We start from the raw sequence: 15,772 nt of genomic DNA, 5'->3' as shown, positions 1-15,772 counted from the left end.
TAATAGAAATATTTTTCATAATAGTAACGGTGGCACATGGATCAGAGAATCCTTGAACATGAAGCAATAAAACAACTTAGCAAAAAATCAGTACGCAAGTTGTTTGGGGTTCACGACATCCCTAGAGCCAGCTCACCATTCCGCTATCCAGGTGGCAAGGACAAGCTTGCTTCATTTCTCGCTATTTTCCTCATGCATAATAAGTTAAATGGCGCACGGTTTATTGAACCATTTTGCGGCGGCGCTGGTGCATCGCTTTCACTGCTATTGGGTGGATATGTCAAAGAGATCCACTTAAATGACAAGAACTATGCTTTATTTTGTTTTTGGGATCAATTAATTAACAACACCGACAATCTGTTAGATATGGTATATCAGAATATACCATGTATCGATGAATGGCATAAACAAAAGAGAATTTATCAGTCAAGTATTACTGATCCTACTAAGTACACTAAACTCGAGTACGGGTTCAGTGTTTTTTATTTAAATAGGACAAATAGATCTGGAGTACTAAGCGCAGGGCCAATTGGTGGTTTAGACCAATCTGGAAAATATAAAATTGATTGTAGATACACTGTAAGCACCCTTATTAAAAAGCTCGAAAAAATAGCGAGCATGCGTGAATCTATATTTGTTTATAATGAACATTGTATTGATTTTTTAAAACGATTTGATAACAAAGACAATTACGAAAATGACTTTGTTTATCTAGACCCTCCCTATGTTAAAGAGGGCAGAAACATTTATTCTAAAAACTTTTGTTTCGATGACATACAGCATCGAGAGCTTAAGGAATATATAGCCGGTTATGCGAACCGCTGGCTAATTTCTTATGATGACCATCCATTAGTGCATGAGTTATATTCAAAACATGGCACAAGAGCGGTAGAGATAAGCTATGTGATGAACCAAGCTAAAGTTGGAAAAGAGCTCATGATCGCTGATTCTCGATTAAGAATGCCAGAGTCACTATTTACTGTAGACATATTGGAATCTGAAAGTAAAATTCCGATTGAAAAAAAAGCAATTAAAACGGCCTAATATTAGGCCGCTTCTTGTTGTAACGTTGCGGTTGTTGATATTACATATTGTGAAATATTATTTATTTCATTTCCCCTTTCTATCAGCAACTCAGGGTTAGAAACTAAAAGCTCTAAACCCCTCTTAAAACAAGTTGGCAACCGTAGCCTATGCAACACTGCTCCAAACTCCTCGGCTATCAAAGAGATATGATCTTTTTTTATAGATTCATCATCACTTTCGAAATCAAATGGAATAACAATCGCGTCAATTATTCTATATATTCTTTGCGACAACCAGTGATTTTGTATAACAGCAATGTCTTCTTTTACTGCTTTAGAGCGCCAGTCATTTCCGCTAGCAACTTGTGCAAAATAAATAAGCTTATTACCAGGAAACATATCGCGAGGATTATTATCCTTCCATGCAATAACATCAATACCAGCATCTTTATGAGGCCTAGACTGTAAATAGCGATTTACATCAGCCAGAGATTTTACTCTGCCCTCTCCTATTAAATCAATAGCCCTAGTTAACGCATCATAAAATCTTGAGCTATCTGGTCTTGGCCAACCGAATGAAATACTATGGCCTTGAACATAACCAGCCAAAGCAATAGTTGCAGCAATCTGTAATAAATCCCGTTGCTGGTTTGTAGGACTTTCCAAACCACTAAATAATCGTGATGCTGACATATGAGAAAAATACAAGCAGTATAAATAGATATGTTGGTCAACTGTCAGTTGTTCCAATGTACCTTCCATTAACTCAAGACAAAGTGTTTCTTCATTAAAAACAAATGGATAACTTTCACCCAAAATATCTTTTCTTTGCTGATATTGTTCCAGTAATCGTTGTATTTCATTCTCTACTTCAGCATCTTCCTCACCTATATCAGAAGATGTAAACGAATCTAAATTCTCCAGAATATTTCTTAACTCAGAAATACGCACAGTAAAGTAAATATTCGATAAACATGATAATTCAAGCCAATCTAATTTAACTTGAATATGATGACTCTCCGGATAAGGTAACAACTGCATTTATTATTCCTCAATACTCTGCAATTGAAATTGAACCTTCAATACTTTTTTCTTAAATTGTTCGATGTAGTTCTTCGTTGTGTCATCTAACGAATCAGTTCTATCAAGAACAGAAGATATAGTATCAAGCTGCTTGTTTATCTCCAGAAAAGCATCCTTGATGTGTTGAAGTGGATCTCCGGCCTGTTTATATAATTCAGACAGACTTTCAACCCCAGACTTAAAGGCTTCGTATGAGGCCTCATTAGCCAAAACCTCGCCAAAATATTTTAAATCCGGATTCTGTGAAGAAATTAAAGAAGCTCTTTTATCTTTTTTATAACCATAAAGACCAGTAAGAACATCTTTAAGTTTATCAATATTCTGCGATGGGACAGGGTTATCTTTAAGAGTAACATTCCAATCTCTCTCGAGCCCCAAGAAGTCTTTATATTCAGACCTATTTAATGCAGTATATAAGTGTGAAAATGAAAATTTTGGAGACATGCGATCAGCGTGAATATCATATACCTGCTGATTTTTTGCTTGTTCAAGTACAAACATAGCACTAACAATAGAACGCACAGTATTATTACTATCACCGAGTTTTTTTGTTATATCGTCTATTGTAAGCCCATTTGCCCTTTCACTTACAAACCATTTATATGCAAATTGCGCTTTAGCAAAAGAATCCCACTTATGTGGACCATTTACATGCTTAAATCCAATAAATGAACGAGCCTCTGACTCATCATTTACTAGATATACAGCCACTTCTTTCAAACTATCTATAACACGAGCGTCCAAGTTTTTAGGAACAACAACACGACACTTTTGTGCCAAACCCGGCTCAGTAAGTAATTTGATCGCTGCTAAACGACGATTTCCCTCTAAAACAACATATTTGGCACCTTTTTTCATGACAATTAAAGGTTCAATTGACATATATCCATTCTCTGATATGGATTTAATCAACTCCTCCAAATCAGCTGTATCAGAGAGAGCCTTAACCAGTTCGTGCGGGTCGGCATTGTCATTAAAACTTTTCCCGTTATAAAGTCTTGGGTTTTTAGCATCCAAGATTAATTCATCTGGGGAAATCATCTGTGTTTTGAATGGTTCTAAGACAGTCAGTGGCATTTCATACACCATAATCTAAATAAATTTAACAACATTCTATGCGTTTTTTGCTTCTTTACCATGTTTTTTAGTCTTTTTCCATAGAAACATGAAATACGTTAGGAAGCAACCTATCACATATAACACACATACTGAAAACCACTAACGCCTCGCGATGCTCGTTGTTCAACCCCGCCAGCCCTGAAAACAAGTTTCAAGACTGACGGCGTTTTCTATAGTCTGCGTGACGGTGGAGCAACTCTGGACTGACGGATATAATTAAGCCGCCCGTAATTATCCCGGACTATTTCGGCACACCCGACCAGCTCGTCAGGCGTCAGATTTTCGTTGACCATAATCTGCTGTAGACGGTGAACAATAGCCATCAGCTTGATATTTTTAGTGTTATGTTGCGGTATCTCGCCTGGTATTCTGTGCATTATCCAAGCCACCCGTTTTGCTTTGCACACTCAATCTGTTCGTCCGAATAGTTCCATGCTCCATCCGTGGCAACCATTGCCCCGCCAGACATCCCCGTCTCTGGTTCATACATGACAGCAAGGCCGAGCTGATGCATAATTTCATGATTAATTCTGAATACCAGACCACGCTCACTAAGTTCTTTCCAGTTCACAATCTCATATGCGCCTGTATTAAGCAGCTCAATACTTAGCAAGACATAATCTTCCAGCCAGTCTGACAGGTCAGTAACATCTGTTATCCGGGCTTCAACCTTTCGCCCCGTATACACCCCCTGCCCCCATTCATGCAAAATCAACGTGTCCCCGCGCTCATAATTACGGTCATTTTTCCGAAACTCTGCGCGTTTCTTTCCTTCCAGCACAAGGTCAAAATATTTTGCGTGCAGCTTTACCTCGTGAATTTTTGCCATCATGTCCACTCCATTACTTTTGAGAATCCCGGCCACTCATCAGCGACCGGATACATGAATTTTTTACCGTCATAATTTACGGTCGCTCCACGCGCCAGCGCCTCAAGCTCCCATCGCTGCGGCCTGATACCGTTCTGAGCAAGGTCAACGCGGATACGGGTAATTTGCATTCTTTCCGACCGGGTCAGTCTGGCCGATGGTGCAATTTCATGTGGTTTTAACGGGTTTCCGTTTCTTTGCTGACGATTTGGTGTTCTCAGGTCGTGTTTTAATGCCCCCCTGAGCGCCCTCACGACCTCCGTGTCATTCCATTCGATAACACCGTCATCAACCAGATTAAGCACTGCTGCGGCGTGTTCAGAAGGTGTGGGAGCCGGTAACGAAGTATCACCACCGGTGAGCTTTCCACAGTTATTGACAGGACTCCGAGGCGCGGCGATGCCGCTTTTTAAAGTCAAAGGCTCAACGACCGGAACTTTCGGCACAATGCGCCAGTCCGTCGTTCTGGTGATATGAATATGACGCGCGCCGAGATGCGGCGCGTAAATGCCGACCACTCTCTCGACTTCTTCCTCGTACTCGTTAACGTCATCCGACGGGCTACGGGCAACCCTGACAGTCTGACAATCGCGCGGGACATTTGCCCCACCCTGCGCGCTGATATACAACGCAAAATCACCACTGTCTGCAGCAGCGCGAGCAGCCTCGACGCGTTCGTCAAACTCATCAGCAATACTGACGCCGCGAGGCAATTTGCGTAGTTCACGGTAAGCCCCCATTGTCGGCAGGCCAACCGTTTTAAATTGCGGGATGCGCCACGTTGACGCCCATGCGGTAACAGCCGCCGCTGTGTCTTTCAGCGGTCTGCCGGTATCGTTATCGAGCTGACCATCCAGTGCATAGCCGTCGATGTTTTTTGAAATGTATTTCGCGATATATCCCGCAGCACCGCCCCGGTTAAGGTGTTTTGCCTGAAAACGGTTTCGCGCGGCTCCTCTTTCGTCGCCATCCTCTTTGAGCGCATAGCGACGCATGATTTCGATAATCTGGTTGCGCTGGCGTGGATTACAAAAAAGCATCATATGCCAGTGCGGCGTTCCGTCGTGGTGTGGCTCGACGACACGCAAACCGTAGACCTGTAAATCATTATCCTTGAATGCCGTGCGCATCAGGCTCCAGATACGGCAGAGATAACGCTGCGCATCCTTTGGATTAAATGCCTCATCGTTCCAGCCGTGATTAAGCTGAACGGTTTTACTTTCGCCTTTTCTGACCTGACGTGTCGGGTGATACTTTGACGGCGCGGTCAGCGTGATAAACATCCCCACATCACCCTCTGCGGCAGCGTAACGCTCAATACCGGCGATGGTGTTCATCAGCTCCATCCGGCGAATTTCTGGATTAGAAATACTGCCCATCACCTTACTGATAAGGTCGATGCGCTCGCCGGTTTCCCTGTTTTCAAGGTCACACGATTTAAGAAATTCCAGATTTGCCTGGCGGCGCGCACGCACATCACGAATGGCATGTTTACTGGCATAAGGAGAACGGTCTTTATTGACCTCCCCGACAGCAATCAGTAACGCCTCATGCCAGCGCATACGCTGGCCTTTAAGCTGATGAGTCCACCATTCATCGTTAAACAGACGGGCAATGGCAGAATATGCCTGCCTCGTGGTCATCTGCCCTTTACGGTATTTTTTCCAGTAGAGCGGGGAAATATTGAAAGCACGTGCAGCGCCAGCAACATGACCATACAGGTGAGCCTGCGCCTCATCCGTAAACAGCGATTCTTTTTCGCCATGTGCATCAACCCATGCATCGCAGAGTTCCTCATACATCATGAAAAGCTGCGATGAGATACGGGCGGCAAACTTTTTCAGCTCCTTGTCATTCATTCCAGGCAGGCGCGCATAGTGGTCACGCTCTGCCAGAAACAGCAACGACGCGTCGGTGTTCATTTCATGGCGCTGATTCACGCGCTCAATGCGCGGCCATAAACGACGCTGAAAAGTGGATGTGAGGAAATAAAACCCGTGCACCGGGCTTTTATTGCGCCGGATGTAGTCATAGCGTGAAGTAAACAGCGAGCGCAAAAAGTAAGGCAGGCGGTTAATCGTGGATAAAACACCTTGCACCTGACGCATCTCGTCACGTGTAAGGGGGCTTTCGCGCCCGACGGCCTCGCGTGGCGCGTTCCATGCATAAGCACCGGTAAACGTCTTACCGGTGCCTGCGGCAAATGCTGACGGAGGGACAAAACGCCCGGAGGCTTTAACGGCCATATGAGCCAAAAGCCTCTGAACAACGCTTGCTGAGTTGCTCAACCTGCGCGTTTAAATCAGCAAAAGACTTTGCGCTTCCGGTCAGAATATCGTGATGCATCAGGCCGGAAACGAGCTGGCTTAATTTCGGGTAATAACCAACCACCGCCAGCCATTCCTGACCGGCGTTTTTACCGCTTTCCGCTCTCTTTTTCTCGTGGAGAATAAACTGAAAGCTGTCACTGGTAACGACATAACGTTCGCCAATTTCAATACGAATACTCATGCCGTTCTCCGGTAATGTTTGTTTTTTGCTTCAAAGACTGACTGACAGGAAACACAACGCGTGGCTGACGGATAAGCCGCACGACGGGCAGCAGGTATTGGCGCGTCACACTCTTCGCAAACCAGCGCAGAAGCACCGCAATGTTTTACCCTTGCCGCGTTAATCTGGCGCTCCAGTAATTCAGCCTGTTGTTCCTGAATGAAATCTACGTTGTCCGGCATTACCAGTTCCTTTTGTCGTTCAGTTTCTTAAATTCATCAGCGCAATAGCTGACGATTTCTGTCGTTAATTTTGTCAGTTCATCCACGGAGGAAATTTGCTTGTGGAATACAGCGCGTTTAACAAGTAAATTGACCACATCAGACAGGAGGTTTAATTCATTCTGATAAATCGCGATAACAGATTCAGTTATGTCGCGTTTTTCTTTATCAAGACAAAGTTGAATAAGAGACAAATCACCATTTCCCATAACGGCGATTTTTAAGGCGTTATTCAGTAATACAACTGAATGAGAACAGGACATCAAAGCACCTCCCCGCGAGACAATCCGATATTGTGAAATTTTTCCGACTCCTGACTGAGCAGCTCGACTATCTCCACGCGGGATAACTCCGCCTTTGTGATATGGCGAATCATGGCGTCAAGATGAGAAGAAAAGCGTGTCGCTGCGTCGGCCTGTGCTTCGGTTCTGGCCTGTTGCAGCAGTAATGCGTATTTACCGCACTGATTTTCAGAAACTGTATGCATGACTTTCTCCAGGCAAAAAGAAGCCCCGCACGATTAAGTGCGTTAAAAACTCGGGTTAATTACTTAATGCAGATATTGCTCTGGTTTTACCGACGTCAGAATTGTCGGTGCATACTCAAACAGACTGAATAATTCACGTAATGCACGGAATAAAGCATCACGCCAGTAACATGACTCTTCATTAATTCGCCAGTATGGCTGGTTGAATTCTTTTTCAGTCAATCCGGCATGCATAAATAAAGTACGACGCTGACTGACTGTTAAAAAACTAATATATGCATACTCACTTGCGCCAACCTGACGGCGTTTTGAGAATGCCCCACGCAATTCATCAATTGCACAAACCAGCCGTTCACGTTCGACGTCGTTCATTTCTTCAAAACGCATCGTTGCATGACGTTGTTTTAACTGCGCATGAAAGCAAACCGTTAGCCGTTCGCGTTCCATCATCTGATTATAATAATCGCATGTCTCCTGCCAGCGAGGGACGGCCAGATGCTTACCAATTATCCGGCGCATAGCTGCTGGCTGTTTTTCAACGAGATTGAGCGTCATCACTGTCATTTCCAGACCCTCCGGCTTTTCAGAAAGGTCAGAGCCTTTTTTAACGGACTCTGTTTTTTGGTGCGGATAATGATTCCCTTACGCCCCTTACCGTGGGTGATGGTGAAGTCAATCGCCCTGGGGCTTTCGTTACGCAGTAACTGCGCAATACAACGCGGCTCATTCATAATCACAACCCCATCCACAAAAGCCATGCATCACGCTGTTCAACCGGTCGGTTATAAAACGCCTCACGTACAGCGCGATTAAACTCTGGAATGAAAACCCATTTCTCACCGGCGCGGGCCTTCGGCTTATTTGGATCTCGAAGCTCGATAACCGGTAGCTTGTTAGCCTTTATCATTTCTGTAACTGCGGTTTTTGGTTTACCCAATAAATCTGCAAACTTTTCCGCATGTACCGCATCAAGCGGGTACTTAATCACATAATCATTAACTTCCATCTATGTTACCCTCATAGGATCCAGCCCCTTAAAAACCGCTTGGAACCGTTTAAGCGGCGCTGGACTCACGCCCGAAAAGGTTCTGGATTAATGACCTTTTCGGGGAATATAGTCATTAAGTCAGGACTATGTCAAATGAATATCGCACAAAAATTAAGAGCAATAAGACAATCGGAAGGGCTAACTCAAGCAAAATTCAGTGAAATCAGCGGCATAGCGTTAGGAACGCTAAAGAATTACGAAGGAGGCCATCAAGACCCTGGCATCCAAGTTGTGTTGCAGGTCACCAATGCACCTCAGTTCCAAAAATACACACTATGGCTCATGACAGATAAAACAGCGCCGGAAGCGGGACAAATCGCACCGGCTCTCGCGCACAGTGGGCCAGAGTCAACAGAATCCAACCACTCCGCGAAAAGGATTGGCTAACTCTATATAAAAATTACATTTTCACCATTTGCCACCAAGATGGTGAATACAGCGCCGGAGGGCTTTCTTATGGCAATTAAGAAGCTCGATGATGGTCGCTATGAAGTGGACATTAGACCTCGCGGTCGCGACGGAAAACGCATCCGCAGGAAATTTGAAAGAAAAGCTGAAGCACTAGCATTTGAGCGATACACAATCGCCAATGCCAGTCAGAAAGAATGGGGAGGCCAGCGAGCAGACCGCCGAACTTTGACAGAATTGCTCGACATCTGGTGGAAATACCACGGGCAAAACCACGAGCATGGGACAAAAGAGTTTAATCATCTGCTCAAAACCATCAGCGGCATAGGTGATATACCAGTGAGTCGGATGAACAAAAGGGCTTTGACGGATTATCGCTCCATGCGACTACGTGATGGCATCAGTGCTGCAACGATAAACCGCGACATGTACCGATTATCCGGCATGTTCACAAAATTAATTCAATTGGATGAATTTTCCGGGCAACACCCAATTCACGGACTGCCGCCACTGACGGAGGCTAACCCTGAAATGACGTTCCTGGAAAAAGCAGAAATCGAAAAACTGCTAAATGTTTTGACTGGTGATGACTTACTTGTCGCGCTTTTATGTCTGAGCACTGGAGGAAGGTGGACGGAAGTTGCCACACTAAAACCAGCACAGATTACAAGTTGCAGGGTTACCTTCCTGAAAACCAAAAACGGTAAAAAGCGAACAGTGCCGATTTCTGAGGAACTGGAGAAAAAAGTTAAAGAGGAGGCCAGCGCCAAATTGTTCAAGGTAGATTATGAGAAGTTTTGCGGGATTTTACGCAGAGTGAAACCTGATATACCTCCCAATCAGGCAACCCACATTCTGCGGCATACATTCGCAAGCCATTTCATGATGAATGGGGGCAACATAATTGCACTGCAACAGATTCTGGGGCATGCGAGCATTCAGCAGACAATGACCTATGCGCACCTTGCGCCTGACTACCTGCAGAACGCCGTCGCTCTGAATCCACTAAAAGGCGGAGTGACGTTATAAATTTCCCCTCTGAGTGTCCACATAGTGTCCACACTCAAGAAATTTTGAAACCGCTCCAGACCCTTACAGCTTTCGATAAATGACTGTTTTTACTATTGATTGCATGTAAGTGATTGATAAAAAAAACCCCCACATCATGTGGGGGAAGACAGGGATGGTGTCTATGGCAAGGAAAACAGGGTTGTTACTGGGAACGTGAGTTGCTACTACTCAATAATTTCAACGATGAACTTTTTTGCCATTGCGCCACGTCGCGCAGTTGCTCCATTCGTTGCTGATGCTTTTCATTCAAAACCGCTTGCTGCTCCGGCGTTAACAGGCGATACATCTGGTTACGCACGCGGGCCATTTCGACCTGGCGGGCGACCTGCTCTTGCGCCATTTTTTCTGCCTGAGCGCGCACAGCGCTTTCATCAAATTTTTCTGCGGTGACAAGCCGATGCATTGTCTCCATTTCGCTAACATTAACAGGAGGCTGTTCGTGCCTTGCCTGTTGCATAAGATCTCGCATCTGCTGACGCTGATGTTCGGTTAAACTTATGCCGTCAAACATATGATTTTGCGCGCTACGCTGCGTGGCCCCGTCACCGGGGTGCCAGTTATCGCTTGTAACAACTTCAGCTGCGTGGCTTAAAAAACTGAATGCCAGCGTTGAGGCCATAACAGCAGCGGTAACTTTGCGCATCGCTTGCTCCCAAAATCTTTTCTGTCGCGATTCAACGAGAGACAGTTTACGATTCGGGCTGCAAACATGCGTCAGGGGGTGTAAAACAACGTAAAGTCATGGATTAGCGACGCCTGATGACGTAATTTCTGCCTCGGAGGTACGTAAACAATGAATAAAATCCTGTTAGTTGATGATGACCGAGAGCTGACTTCCCTGTTAAAAGAGCTCCTCGAAATGGAAGGTTTTAATGTCCTGGTGGCCCACGACGGCGAGCAGGCGCTTGAGCTTTTGGATGACAGCATCGATTTACTTTTGCTTGACGTCATGATGCCGAAGAAAAACGGTATCGATACGTTGAAAGCGCTTCGCCAGACACACCAGACGCCTGTCATTATGCTGACCGCGCGCGGCAGCGAGCTGGATCGCGTTCTCGGCCTTGAGCTGGGCGCGGACGACTATTTGCCCAAACCGTTTAACGACCGCGAGCTGGTAGCGCGCATCAGGGCTATTTTGCGCCGTTCCCACTGGAGCGAACAGCAGCAGAGCAGCGACAACGGCTCGCCGACGCTGGAAGTCGATGCGCTAAGCCTTAATCCGGGTCGCCAGGAAGCCAGTTTCGATGGCCAAACGCTGGAGCTGACCGGTACGGAATTCACCCTGCTCTATTTGCTGGCGCAACACCTCGGCCAGGTGGTTTCCCGTGAACATTTAAGCCAGGAAGTGCTGGGTAAGCGCCTGACGCCGTTCGATCGCGCCATTGATATGCATATTTCTAACCTGCGCCGCAAACTGCCGGAACGCAAAGACGGTCACCCGTGGTTTAAAACATTGCGTGGTCGCGGCTATCTGATGGTTTCCGCTTCATGATAGGAAGTTTAACCGCGCGCATCTTCGCCATCTTCTGGTTGACGCTGGCGCTGGTGCTAATGCTGGTACTGATGTTGCCCAAGCTCGATTCACGCCAGATGACCGAGCTGCTGGACAGCGAACAGCGCCAGGGATTGATGATAGAGCAACATGTAGAAGCTGAACTTGCGAACGATCCGCCCAACGACCTGATGTGGTGGCGTCGCCTGTTCCGCGCGATCGATAAGTGGGCGCCGCCTGGACAGCGGTTATTACTGGTGACCTCTGAAGGACGCGTGATCGGCGCTGAACGCAGCGAAATGCAGATCATTCGTAACTTCATTGGTCAGGCGGATAACGCCGATCATCCGCAGAAGAAAAAATATGGCCGCGTAGAGATGGTGGGGCCGTTCTCCGTTCGCGACGGAGAGGATAATTACCAGCTTTACCTGATTCGACCGGCCAGCAGTTCGCAATCCGATTTTATTAATCTGCTGTTTGACCGCCCGCTCCTGTTGCTCATTGTCACAATGCTGGTCAGTTCGCCGCTCTTGCTATGGCTGGCATGGAGTCTGGCGAAACCGGCGCGTAAGTTGAAAAACGCGGCTGATGAAGTGGCGCAAGGCAACCTGCGTCAGCATCCGGAGCTGGAGGCGGGTCCGCAGGAGTTCCTCGCCGCTGGCGCCAGTTTTAACCAGATGGTGACGGCGCTGGAACGGATGATGACCTCGCAGCAGCGTTTGCTGTCAGACATCTCCCATGAGCTGCGAACGCCCCTTACGCGCCTGCAACTGGGTACCGCGCTGCTGCGTCGTCGTGGCGGCGAAAGCAAAGAGCTGGAGCGTATTGAAACCGAAGCGCAGCGTCTGGACAGCATGATCAATGACCTGCTGGTGATGTCGCGTAACCAACAGAAAAACGCGCTGGTCAGCGAAACGATGAAAGCCAATCAGCTATGGGGCGAAGTGCTGGATAACGCCGCCTTTGAAGCCGAACAGATGGGCAAGTCGTTAACGGTAAATTATCCGCCGGGGCCGTGGCCGCTCTATGGCAACCCAAACGCGCTGGAAAGCGCGCTGGAAAATATTGTTCGTAATGCGCTGCGCTATTCACATACGAAGATTGAAGTCGGCTTCTCGGTGGATAAAGACGGTATTACGATCACGGTCGATGACGACGGGCCGGGCGTCAGCCCTGAAGACCGCGAGCAGATCTTCCGTCCGTTCTATCGCACTGATGAGGCGCGCGACCGCGAGTCTGGCGGCACCGGACTGGGGCTGGCGATTGTCGAAAGCGCCATGCAGCAGCACCGCGGCTGGGTTAAGGCTGACGATAGCCCGCTGGGTGGGTTGCGGCTCACGCTGTGGCTACCGCTGTACAAGCGAACCTAAAAACCATCGGCCTGCGAATGCAGGCCGATTTTTTATCTCGCCGTCGAGATTTACCGGGAGATTTCCGGCGCCAGAATCCACTCGGCGCTGTCGTTCCACACGTCCATCCGGGTAATTTTGCCATCGCGCACTTCGAAACGATCGATAAAGCGATTACCGGCAAACGGGCGACCGTCGGGCCATTCCCCATACAGCGTACCGTTGGAATAAATCACAACGTAATCATCATGCTGCACCGCATCAAACTCGCCCAGCGCCTTCTTCACCCACTTGTAGCGAGCGCCGTTAAACTGCGCGATATCTGCCGCGCCCGCCATCGCCCGGCCTCCGGTGAAGGTAATTTTCACCTCCGGGTGCATATACGTTGCGGCGCGTTCAGCATCGGGAATCATCGAGGCCACCAAAAATTCTTTTACGATCGCCACCGCATTTTCAGCTTCAGTCATAATCCTTCCTTTCATTTTGGCGGAGTTTTATCCCCCCACAGTCGTCTGGCGCTATCTTCAATTTTGCCGCTCAAACGACGCTTCTGCATGGTGCGGCTCCAGCTCGCCGACAGCCCGGCGGCGCTCAACAGCCGGTGATATTGTTCGTCATCAAACGGCATAGACCAGGCGATAACACCCGCTTCATGAACCGAGACATCGCTCAGACGCGACGCCAGTTCCAACGGCGCATCGCTGGAGACCTTACCTGGCGCAATGACCCGATACAGCCAGCCGGTTTTTCCGCTGTTCTGCATAAGGAGGGCCATGTCGCTGATGGCAAAGTGGAAATTAAGTTTAAAGCATGGAGAGCGCGGCTGAGTGACCTGGATCAACGCCTCACCCCAGCGGTAGATATCGCCAATAAACACGTTGTGTTCGGTCATTCCGTTCGTCGACAGATTCTCGCCAAACGCCGGGGCGCAAAACAGCGTCGCCTGCTCCGGGAACTGGCGAATCCAATCAGCATAGTGTTCGCGGGGGTAATGGCATAGCGCGCGGTCGGGGCCGCCGTGGATTTTCTTTTCGGCCTGCTGATCGCCTGCCAGACCGAGCTCGGTCAGCATGAGTTCGCCGTCGATTTGCACCTTGGCGATAGCGCTCGGGCGGCTGCCGTCATAGTCACGAATTTTGCCAATAAACACGTCAACCGGATAATGCATCTGCTGCTCCTTACGCGGATACAAAAAAAGCGAGTCATCAGACTCGCTTCTACAGACGTGCAATGCAAATTATTTTTTAGCGGCGAAACGCGCTGCTGCTTCGTCCCAGTTCACCACGTTCCAGAACTCTTTGATGTAGTCCGGGCGGCGGTTCTGGAATTTCAGGTAGTAAGCGTGTTCCCACACGTCCAGACCCAGGATCGGGAAGCCGGAAGCGCCGGAAATGGCTTCACCCATCAGCGGGGAATCCTGGTTTGCGGTAGAAACCACAGCCAGTTTGTCGCCTTTCAGCACCAGCCACGCCCAGCCGGAGCCGAAACGGGTTGCTGCTGCTTTTTCGAATTCAGCTTTGAAGTTGTCAACGGAACCGAAGTCACGCTCGATAGCCGCTTTCAGATCGCCCTGCAGAGTGGTGCCTTTTTTCAGCCCTTTCCAGAACAGGCTGTGGTTAGCGTGGCCGCCCGCGTTGTTACGCAGCACGGTTTTTTTGTCCGCTGGCACCTGGTCCAGTTTAGTAATCAGTTCTTCAACCGGCAGGTCAGCAAACTCAGGCAGGTTTTCCAGCGCCGCGTTAGCGTTGTTGACATAGGTTTGATGGTGTTTGGTGTGGTGAATCTCCATCGTCTGCTTATCGAAGTGCGGTTCCAGTGCATCATAAGCGTACGGCAGGGATGGCAGTGTATAACTCATAATCATCTCCATTATTGTCGAGCGGCACAGTGTTAACGCCGCGTAAGCAGTTGGTTCATTATAGTTAATTAAATGATATTGAAAATGATTATCAATGCCGTACTTTTTCCAGGGTTATAAACGTTACGGCATCCGCTGAAAAAAACCGTTTTTTACGCCTCCAACCGAAACCGCCTGTTGATGAATTCCTGGAAATCATGAAATGTGAAACAGGGTTTCAAAATATTTCTTTTGGTGCCAAATTTTGTCAGCGGTGGCAAAATCAAGAAGGTTATAATTTCACACTGCAATTACATTCCCGGTAAATTATTACAATTGCGAGGGAATCATGAAGCAACCTGGTTTTATACGTCTGGCTACGTTGGCCTTACTCTCCACACTCTCTTTCTTCTCCCACGGCGAAACCATTTTGCGCCTGGCCTACGCTGAAAATAGCCAGCCGGTAAAAGATGCGTTGCACTTCCTGGGGCAGCAAGTGGAAGAGAAAACGGGCGGCGATATCAAAGTACAGTACTTCCCGGACGGACAGCTTGGCGGCGAGCGCGAACTGGTGGAGTTGACGCAGGTCGGCGTCGTCGACATCACTAAAGTGTCGTCCGGGCTGATCATGAATAGCAGGGGAATTGCCGCCCTGTTCGCCGGCGGTCTGGTTGCGGGAGTGCTGTGGGGCGTTGGCTGTATGCTGGTCACGCTGGTGGTCGCTAAACGTCGAAATTATCGGGTTTTCTTCACCGTCCAAAAAGGCATGGCGACAATATAGGCAAAGATCTTTAATTTAAATTAGGGATAATGTTCAAAAAGCAAAATAAAACAAATGGAATTTATATTCACCATATAAAATAAAAATCAAAACATCATCAACAAAATCAATATAGGAATTTCCTTACACTTATATTTCATTGATTTCTAACGTTAATTTCAATATATTTAAATTATAAATACAAACAAACCAACTAAATAATTATTGTATAACTACCTTTTTATCAAACGGTAAGCCAGACGATTCCCATTATGTGATCTCACGCAGCGTTTTCTTTGCATTGCTGCCAGCTAAGTCGTTTCGTGTCGTTATGATGAAGGTATTTTAGAAAACAAATATTACCCACTGATTTAAATAACATCCAGACGGTCACGATGCGCTCCGACTTTTTTAAAACGTGAAGTTAATCACTTCATTAACGTGCTGATTGCCA

At 47.3% G+C, this 15,772-nt stretch carries 21 protein-coding genes and 1 pseudogene; 6 read left to right on the top strand and 16 right to left on the bottom strand.

Annotation, left to right across the window (positions count from 1 at the left end; genetic code table 11):
- Positions 1 to 36 precede the first annotated feature (36 nt).
- Positions 37 to 1,044 carry a DNA adenine methylase gene (locus tag NA330_RS20830; protein WP_000372780.1) on the top strand — a complete coding sequence of 336 codons (1,008 nt, stop codon included), beginning with the start codon at positions 37 to 39 and terminating at the stop codon, positions 1,042 to 1,044.
- Between the two features lie 2 nt (positions 1,045 to 1,046).
- On the opposite strand, the gene NA330_RS20825 is transcribed toward NA330_RS20830, so the two are convergent.
- The 12 genes from NA330_RS20825 to NA330_RS20770 form a co-directional block, all read right to left on the bottom strand.
- Positions 1,047 to 2,066, bottom strand: coding sequence for a hypothetical protein (locus NA330_RS20825; RefSeq protein ID WP_001176391.1), 1,020 nt, complete (start codon positions 2,064 to 2,066; stop codon positions 1,047 to 1,049).
- Between the two features lie 3 nt (positions 2,067 to 2,069).
- On the bottom strand, positions 2,070 to 3,185 hold the full coding sequence (locus NA330_RS20820; RefSeq protein ID WP_001747929.1) for a ParB N-terminal domain-containing protein: 1,116 nt from the start codon (positions 3,183 to 3,185) through the stop codon (positions 2,070 to 2,072).
- Positions 3,186 to 3,397: 212 nt separating this feature from the next.
- Positions 3,398 to 3,604: a hypothetical protein gene (locus NA330_RS20815; protein WP_000554777.1), complete on the bottom strand. Its 207-nt coding sequence runs from the start codon at positions 3,602 to 3,604 to the stop codon at positions 3,398 to 3,400.
- Positions 3,604 to 4,056, bottom strand: a complete 453-nt coding sequence (locus tag NA330_RS20810) for a DUF3850 domain-containing protein (RefSeq protein ID WP_001747928.1) — start codon at positions 4,054 to 4,056, stop codon at positions 3,604 to 3,606. The genes NA330_RS20815 and NA330_RS20810 overlap by 1 nt, the downstream gene beginning before the upstream one ends.
- Positions 4,056 to 6,341, bottom strand: coding sequence for a replication endonuclease (locus tag NA330_RS20805; protein ID WP_001747927.1), 2,286 nt, complete (start codon positions 6,339 to 6,341; stop codon positions 4,056 to 4,058). The genes NA330_RS20810 and NA330_RS20805 overlap by 1 nt, the downstream gene beginning before the upstream one ends.
- Entirely contained in the window at positions 6,331 to 6,606 is a 276-nt protein-coding gene (locus NA330_RS20800; protein ID WP_000027664.1) for a DUF5405 family protein, read from the bottom strand. Before NA330_RS20800 ends, NA330_RS20805 begins: the two co-directional genes overlap by 11 nt.
- On the bottom strand, positions 6,603 to 6,827 hold the full coding sequence (locus NA330_RS20795; protein ID WP_001113264.1) for a TraR/DksA C4-type zinc finger protein: 225 nt from the start codon (positions 6,825 to 6,827) through the stop codon (positions 6,603 to 6,605). The genes NA330_RS20800 and NA330_RS20795 overlap by 4 nt, the downstream gene beginning before the upstream one ends.
- Positions 6,827 to 7,129, bottom strand: a complete 303-nt coding sequence (locus NA330_RS20790; protein WP_001747926.1) for a DUF5405 family protein — start codon at positions 7,127 to 7,129, stop codon at positions 6,827 to 6,829. Before NA330_RS20790 ends, NA330_RS20795 begins: the two co-directional genes overlap by 1 nt.
- Entirely contained in the window at positions 7,129 to 7,353 is a 225-nt protein-coding gene (locus NA330_RS20785; protein WP_000557703.1) for a DUF2732 family protein, read from the bottom strand. The genes NA330_RS20790 and NA330_RS20785 overlap by 1 nt, the downstream gene beginning before the upstream one ends.
- A gap of 63 nt (positions 7,354 to 7,416) precedes the next feature.
- Complete coding sequence (locus NA330_RS20780; protein WP_000217677.1) at positions 7,417 to 7,917, bottom strand: hypothetical protein; 501 nt, start codon at positions 7,915 to 7,917, stop codon at positions 7,417 to 7,419.
- Positions 7,914 to 8,084: a hypothetical protein gene (locus NA330_RS20775; RefSeq protein WP_001005162.1), complete on the bottom strand. Its 171-nt coding sequence runs from the start codon at positions 8,082 to 8,084 to the stop codon at positions 7,914 to 7,916. The genes NA330_RS20780 and NA330_RS20775 overlap by 4 nt, the downstream gene beginning before the upstream one ends.
- A gap of 2 nt (positions 8,085 to 8,086) precedes the next feature.
- Entirely contained in the window at positions 8,087 to 8,359 is a 273-nt protein-coding gene (locus NA330_RS20770; RefSeq protein ID WP_000453532.1) for a Cox family DNA-binding protein, read from the bottom strand.
- Between the two features lie 135 nt (positions 8,360 to 8,494).
- On the opposite strand from NA330_RS20770, the gene NA330_RS20765 reads away from it, so the two are divergent.
- Complete coding sequence (locus tag NA330_RS20765) at positions 8,495 to 8,788, top strand: helix-turn-helix domain-containing protein (protein ID WP_001017512.1); 294 nt, start codon at positions 8,495 to 8,497, stop codon at positions 8,786 to 8,788.
- 69 nt (positions 8,789 to 8,857) lie between these two features.
- Positions 8,858 to 9,838, top strand: a complete 981-nt coding sequence (locus tag NA330_RS20760; protein WP_001747925.1) for a phage integrase — start codon at positions 8,858 to 8,860, stop codon at positions 9,836 to 9,838.
- A gap of 184 nt (positions 9,839 to 10,022) precedes the next feature.
- Here the strand turns inward: NA330_RS20760 and cpxP are convergent, their stop codons facing one another.
- Positions 10,023 to 10,523: a cell-envelope stress modulator CpxP gene (cpxP, locus tag NA330_RS20755; RefSeq protein ID WP_001233463.1), complete on the bottom strand. Its 501-nt coding sequence runs from the start codon at positions 10,521 to 10,523 to the stop codon at positions 10,023 to 10,025.
- Between the two features lie 150 nt (positions 10,524 to 10,673).
- Between cpxP and cpxR the strand changes: the two genes are divergently transcribed.
- A complete protein-coding gene (gene cpxR, locus NA330_RS20750) occupies positions 10,674 to 11,372 on the top strand; it encodes an envelope stress response regulator transcription factor CpxR (protein WP_001033731.1) in 699 nt (232 codons plus the stop codon).
- Entirely contained in the window at positions 11,369 to 12,742 is a 1,374-nt protein-coding gene (gene cpxA / locus NA330_RS20745; protein ID WP_000580402.1) for an envelope stress sensor histidine kinase CpxA, read from the top strand. Before cpxR ends, cpxA begins: the two co-directional genes overlap by 4 nt.
- 50 nt (positions 12,743 to 12,792) lie before the next feature.
- Here cpxA and NA330_RS20740 read toward each other — a convergent pair whose 3' ends face one another.
- The 3 genes from NA330_RS20740 to sodA form a co-directional block, all read right to left on the bottom strand.
- On the bottom strand, positions 12,793 to 13,188 hold the full coding sequence (locus tag NA330_RS20740) for a nuclear transport factor 2 family protein (protein WP_021294276.1): 396 nt from the start codon (positions 13,186 to 13,188) through the stop codon (positions 12,793 to 12,795).
- Between the two features lie 11 nt (positions 13,189 to 13,199).
- A complete protein-coding gene (gene yiiM / locus NA330_RS20735) occupies positions 13,200 to 13,889 on the bottom strand; it encodes a 6-hydroxyaminopurine reductase (protein WP_000559229.1) in 690 nt (229 codons plus the stop codon).
- 69 nt (positions 13,890 to 13,958) lie between these two features.
- Complete coding sequence (sodA, locus tag NA330_RS20730) at positions 13,959 to 14,579, bottom strand: superoxide dismutase [Mn] (protein WP_000122632.1); 621 nt, start codon at positions 14,577 to 14,579, stop codon at positions 13,959 to 13,961.
- Between the two features lie 328 nt (positions 14,580 to 14,907).
- Here sodA and NA330_RS20725 point away from each other — a divergent pair.
- Positions 14,908 to 15,330: pseudogene (locus NA330_RS20725) on the top strand (hypothetical protein); the annotation flags it as partial.
- Positions 15,331 to 15,772 lie beyond the last annotated feature (442 nt).

This window comes from Salmonella sp. NW722 (assembly GCF_051702785.1).
Taxonomy (GTDB): domain Bacteria; phylum Pseudomonadota; class Gammaproteobacteria; order Enterobacterales; family Enterobacteriaceae; genus Salmonella; species Salmonella enterica.
This window is presented reverse-complemented; position numbering and strand designations above follow the sequence as displayed.

What these genes read in the sequence shown, in the direction of transcription:
- NA330_RS20830 (WP_000372780.1), top strand. Translation starts at nt 37, where the DNA reads ATGGATCAGAGAATCCTTGAACATGAAGCAATAAAACAACTTAGCAAA.
- NA330_RS20825 (WP_001176391.1), bottom strand. Translation starts at nt 2,066, where the DNA reads ATGCAGTTGTTACCTTATCCGGAGAGTCATCATATTCAAGTTAAATTA.
- NA330_RS20820 (WP_001747929.1), bottom strand. Translation starts at nt 3,185, where the DNA reads ATGCCACTGACTGTCTTAGAACCATTCAAAACACAGATGATTTCCCCA.
- NA330_RS20815 (WP_000554777.1), bottom strand. Translation starts at nt 3,604, where the DNA reads ATGCACAGAATACCAGGCGAGATACCGCAACATAACACTAAAAATATC.
- NA330_RS20810 (WP_001747928.1), bottom strand. Translation starts at nt 4,056, where the DNA reads ATGGCAAAAATTCACGAGGTAAAGCTGCACGCAAAATATTTTGACCTT.
- NA330_RS20805 (WP_001747927.1), bottom strand. Translation starts at nt 6,341, where the DNA reads ATGGCCGTTAAAGCCTCCGGGCGTTTTGTCCCTCCGTCAGCATTTGCC.
- NA330_RS20800 (WP_000027664.1), bottom strand. Translation starts at nt 6,606, where the DNA reads ATGAGTATTCGTATTGAAATTGGCGAACGTTATGTCGTTACCAGTGAC.
- NA330_RS20795 (WP_001113264.1), bottom strand. Translation starts at nt 6,827, where the DNA reads ATGCCGGACAACGTAGATTTCATTCAGGAACAACAGGCTGAATTACTG.
- NA330_RS20790 (WP_001747926.1), bottom strand. Translation starts at nt 7,129, where the DNA reads ATGTCCTGTTCTCATTCAGTTGTATTACTGAATAACGCCTTAAAAATC.
- NA330_RS20785 (WP_000557703.1), bottom strand. Translation starts at nt 7,353, where the DNA reads ATGCATACAGTTTCTGAAAATCAGTGCGGTAAATACGCATTACTGCTG.
- NA330_RS20780 (WP_000217677.1), bottom strand. Translation starts at nt 7,917, where the DNA reads ATGACAGTGATGACGCTCAATCTCGTTGAAAAACAGCCAGCAGCTATG.
- NA330_RS20775 (WP_001005162.1), bottom strand. Translation starts at nt 8,084, where the DNA reads ATGAATGAGCCGCGTTGTATTGCGCAGTTACTGCGTAACGAAAGCCCC.
- NA330_RS20770 (WP_000453532.1), bottom strand. Translation starts at nt 8,359, where the DNA reads ATGGAAGTTAATGATTATGTGATTAAGTACCCGCTTGATGCGGTACAT.
- NA330_RS20765 (WP_001017512.1), top strand. Translation starts at nt 8,495, where the DNA reads ATGAATATCGCACAAAAATTAAGAGCAATAAGACAATCGGAAGGGCTA.
- NA330_RS20760 (WP_001747925.1), top strand. Translation starts at nt 8,858, where the DNA reads ATGGCAATTAAGAAGCTCGATGATGGTCGCTATGAAGTGGACATTAGA.
- cpxP (WP_001233463.1), bottom strand. Translation starts at nt 10,523, where the DNA reads ATGCGCAAAGTTACCGCTGCTGTTATGGCCTCAACGCTGGCATTCAGT.
- cpxR (WP_001033731.1), top strand. Translation starts at nt 10,674, where the DNA reads ATGAATAAAATCCTGTTAGTTGATGATGACCGAGAGCTGACTTCCCTG.
- cpxA (WP_000580402.1), top strand. Translation starts at nt 11,369, where the DNA reads ATGATAGGAAGTTTAACCGCGCGCATCTTCGCCATCTTCTGGTTGACG.
- NA330_RS20740 (WP_021294276.1), bottom strand. Translation starts at nt 13,188, where the DNA reads ATGACTGAAGCTGAAAATGCGGTGGCGATCGTAAAAGAATTTTTGGTG.
- yiiM (WP_000559229.1), bottom strand. Translation starts at nt 13,889, where the DNA reads ATGCATTATCCGGTTGACGTGTTTATTGGCAAAATTCGTGACTATGAC.
- sodA (WP_000122632.1), bottom strand. Translation starts at nt 14,579, where the DNA reads ATGAGTTATACACTGCCATCCCTGCCGTACGCTTATGATGCACTGGAA.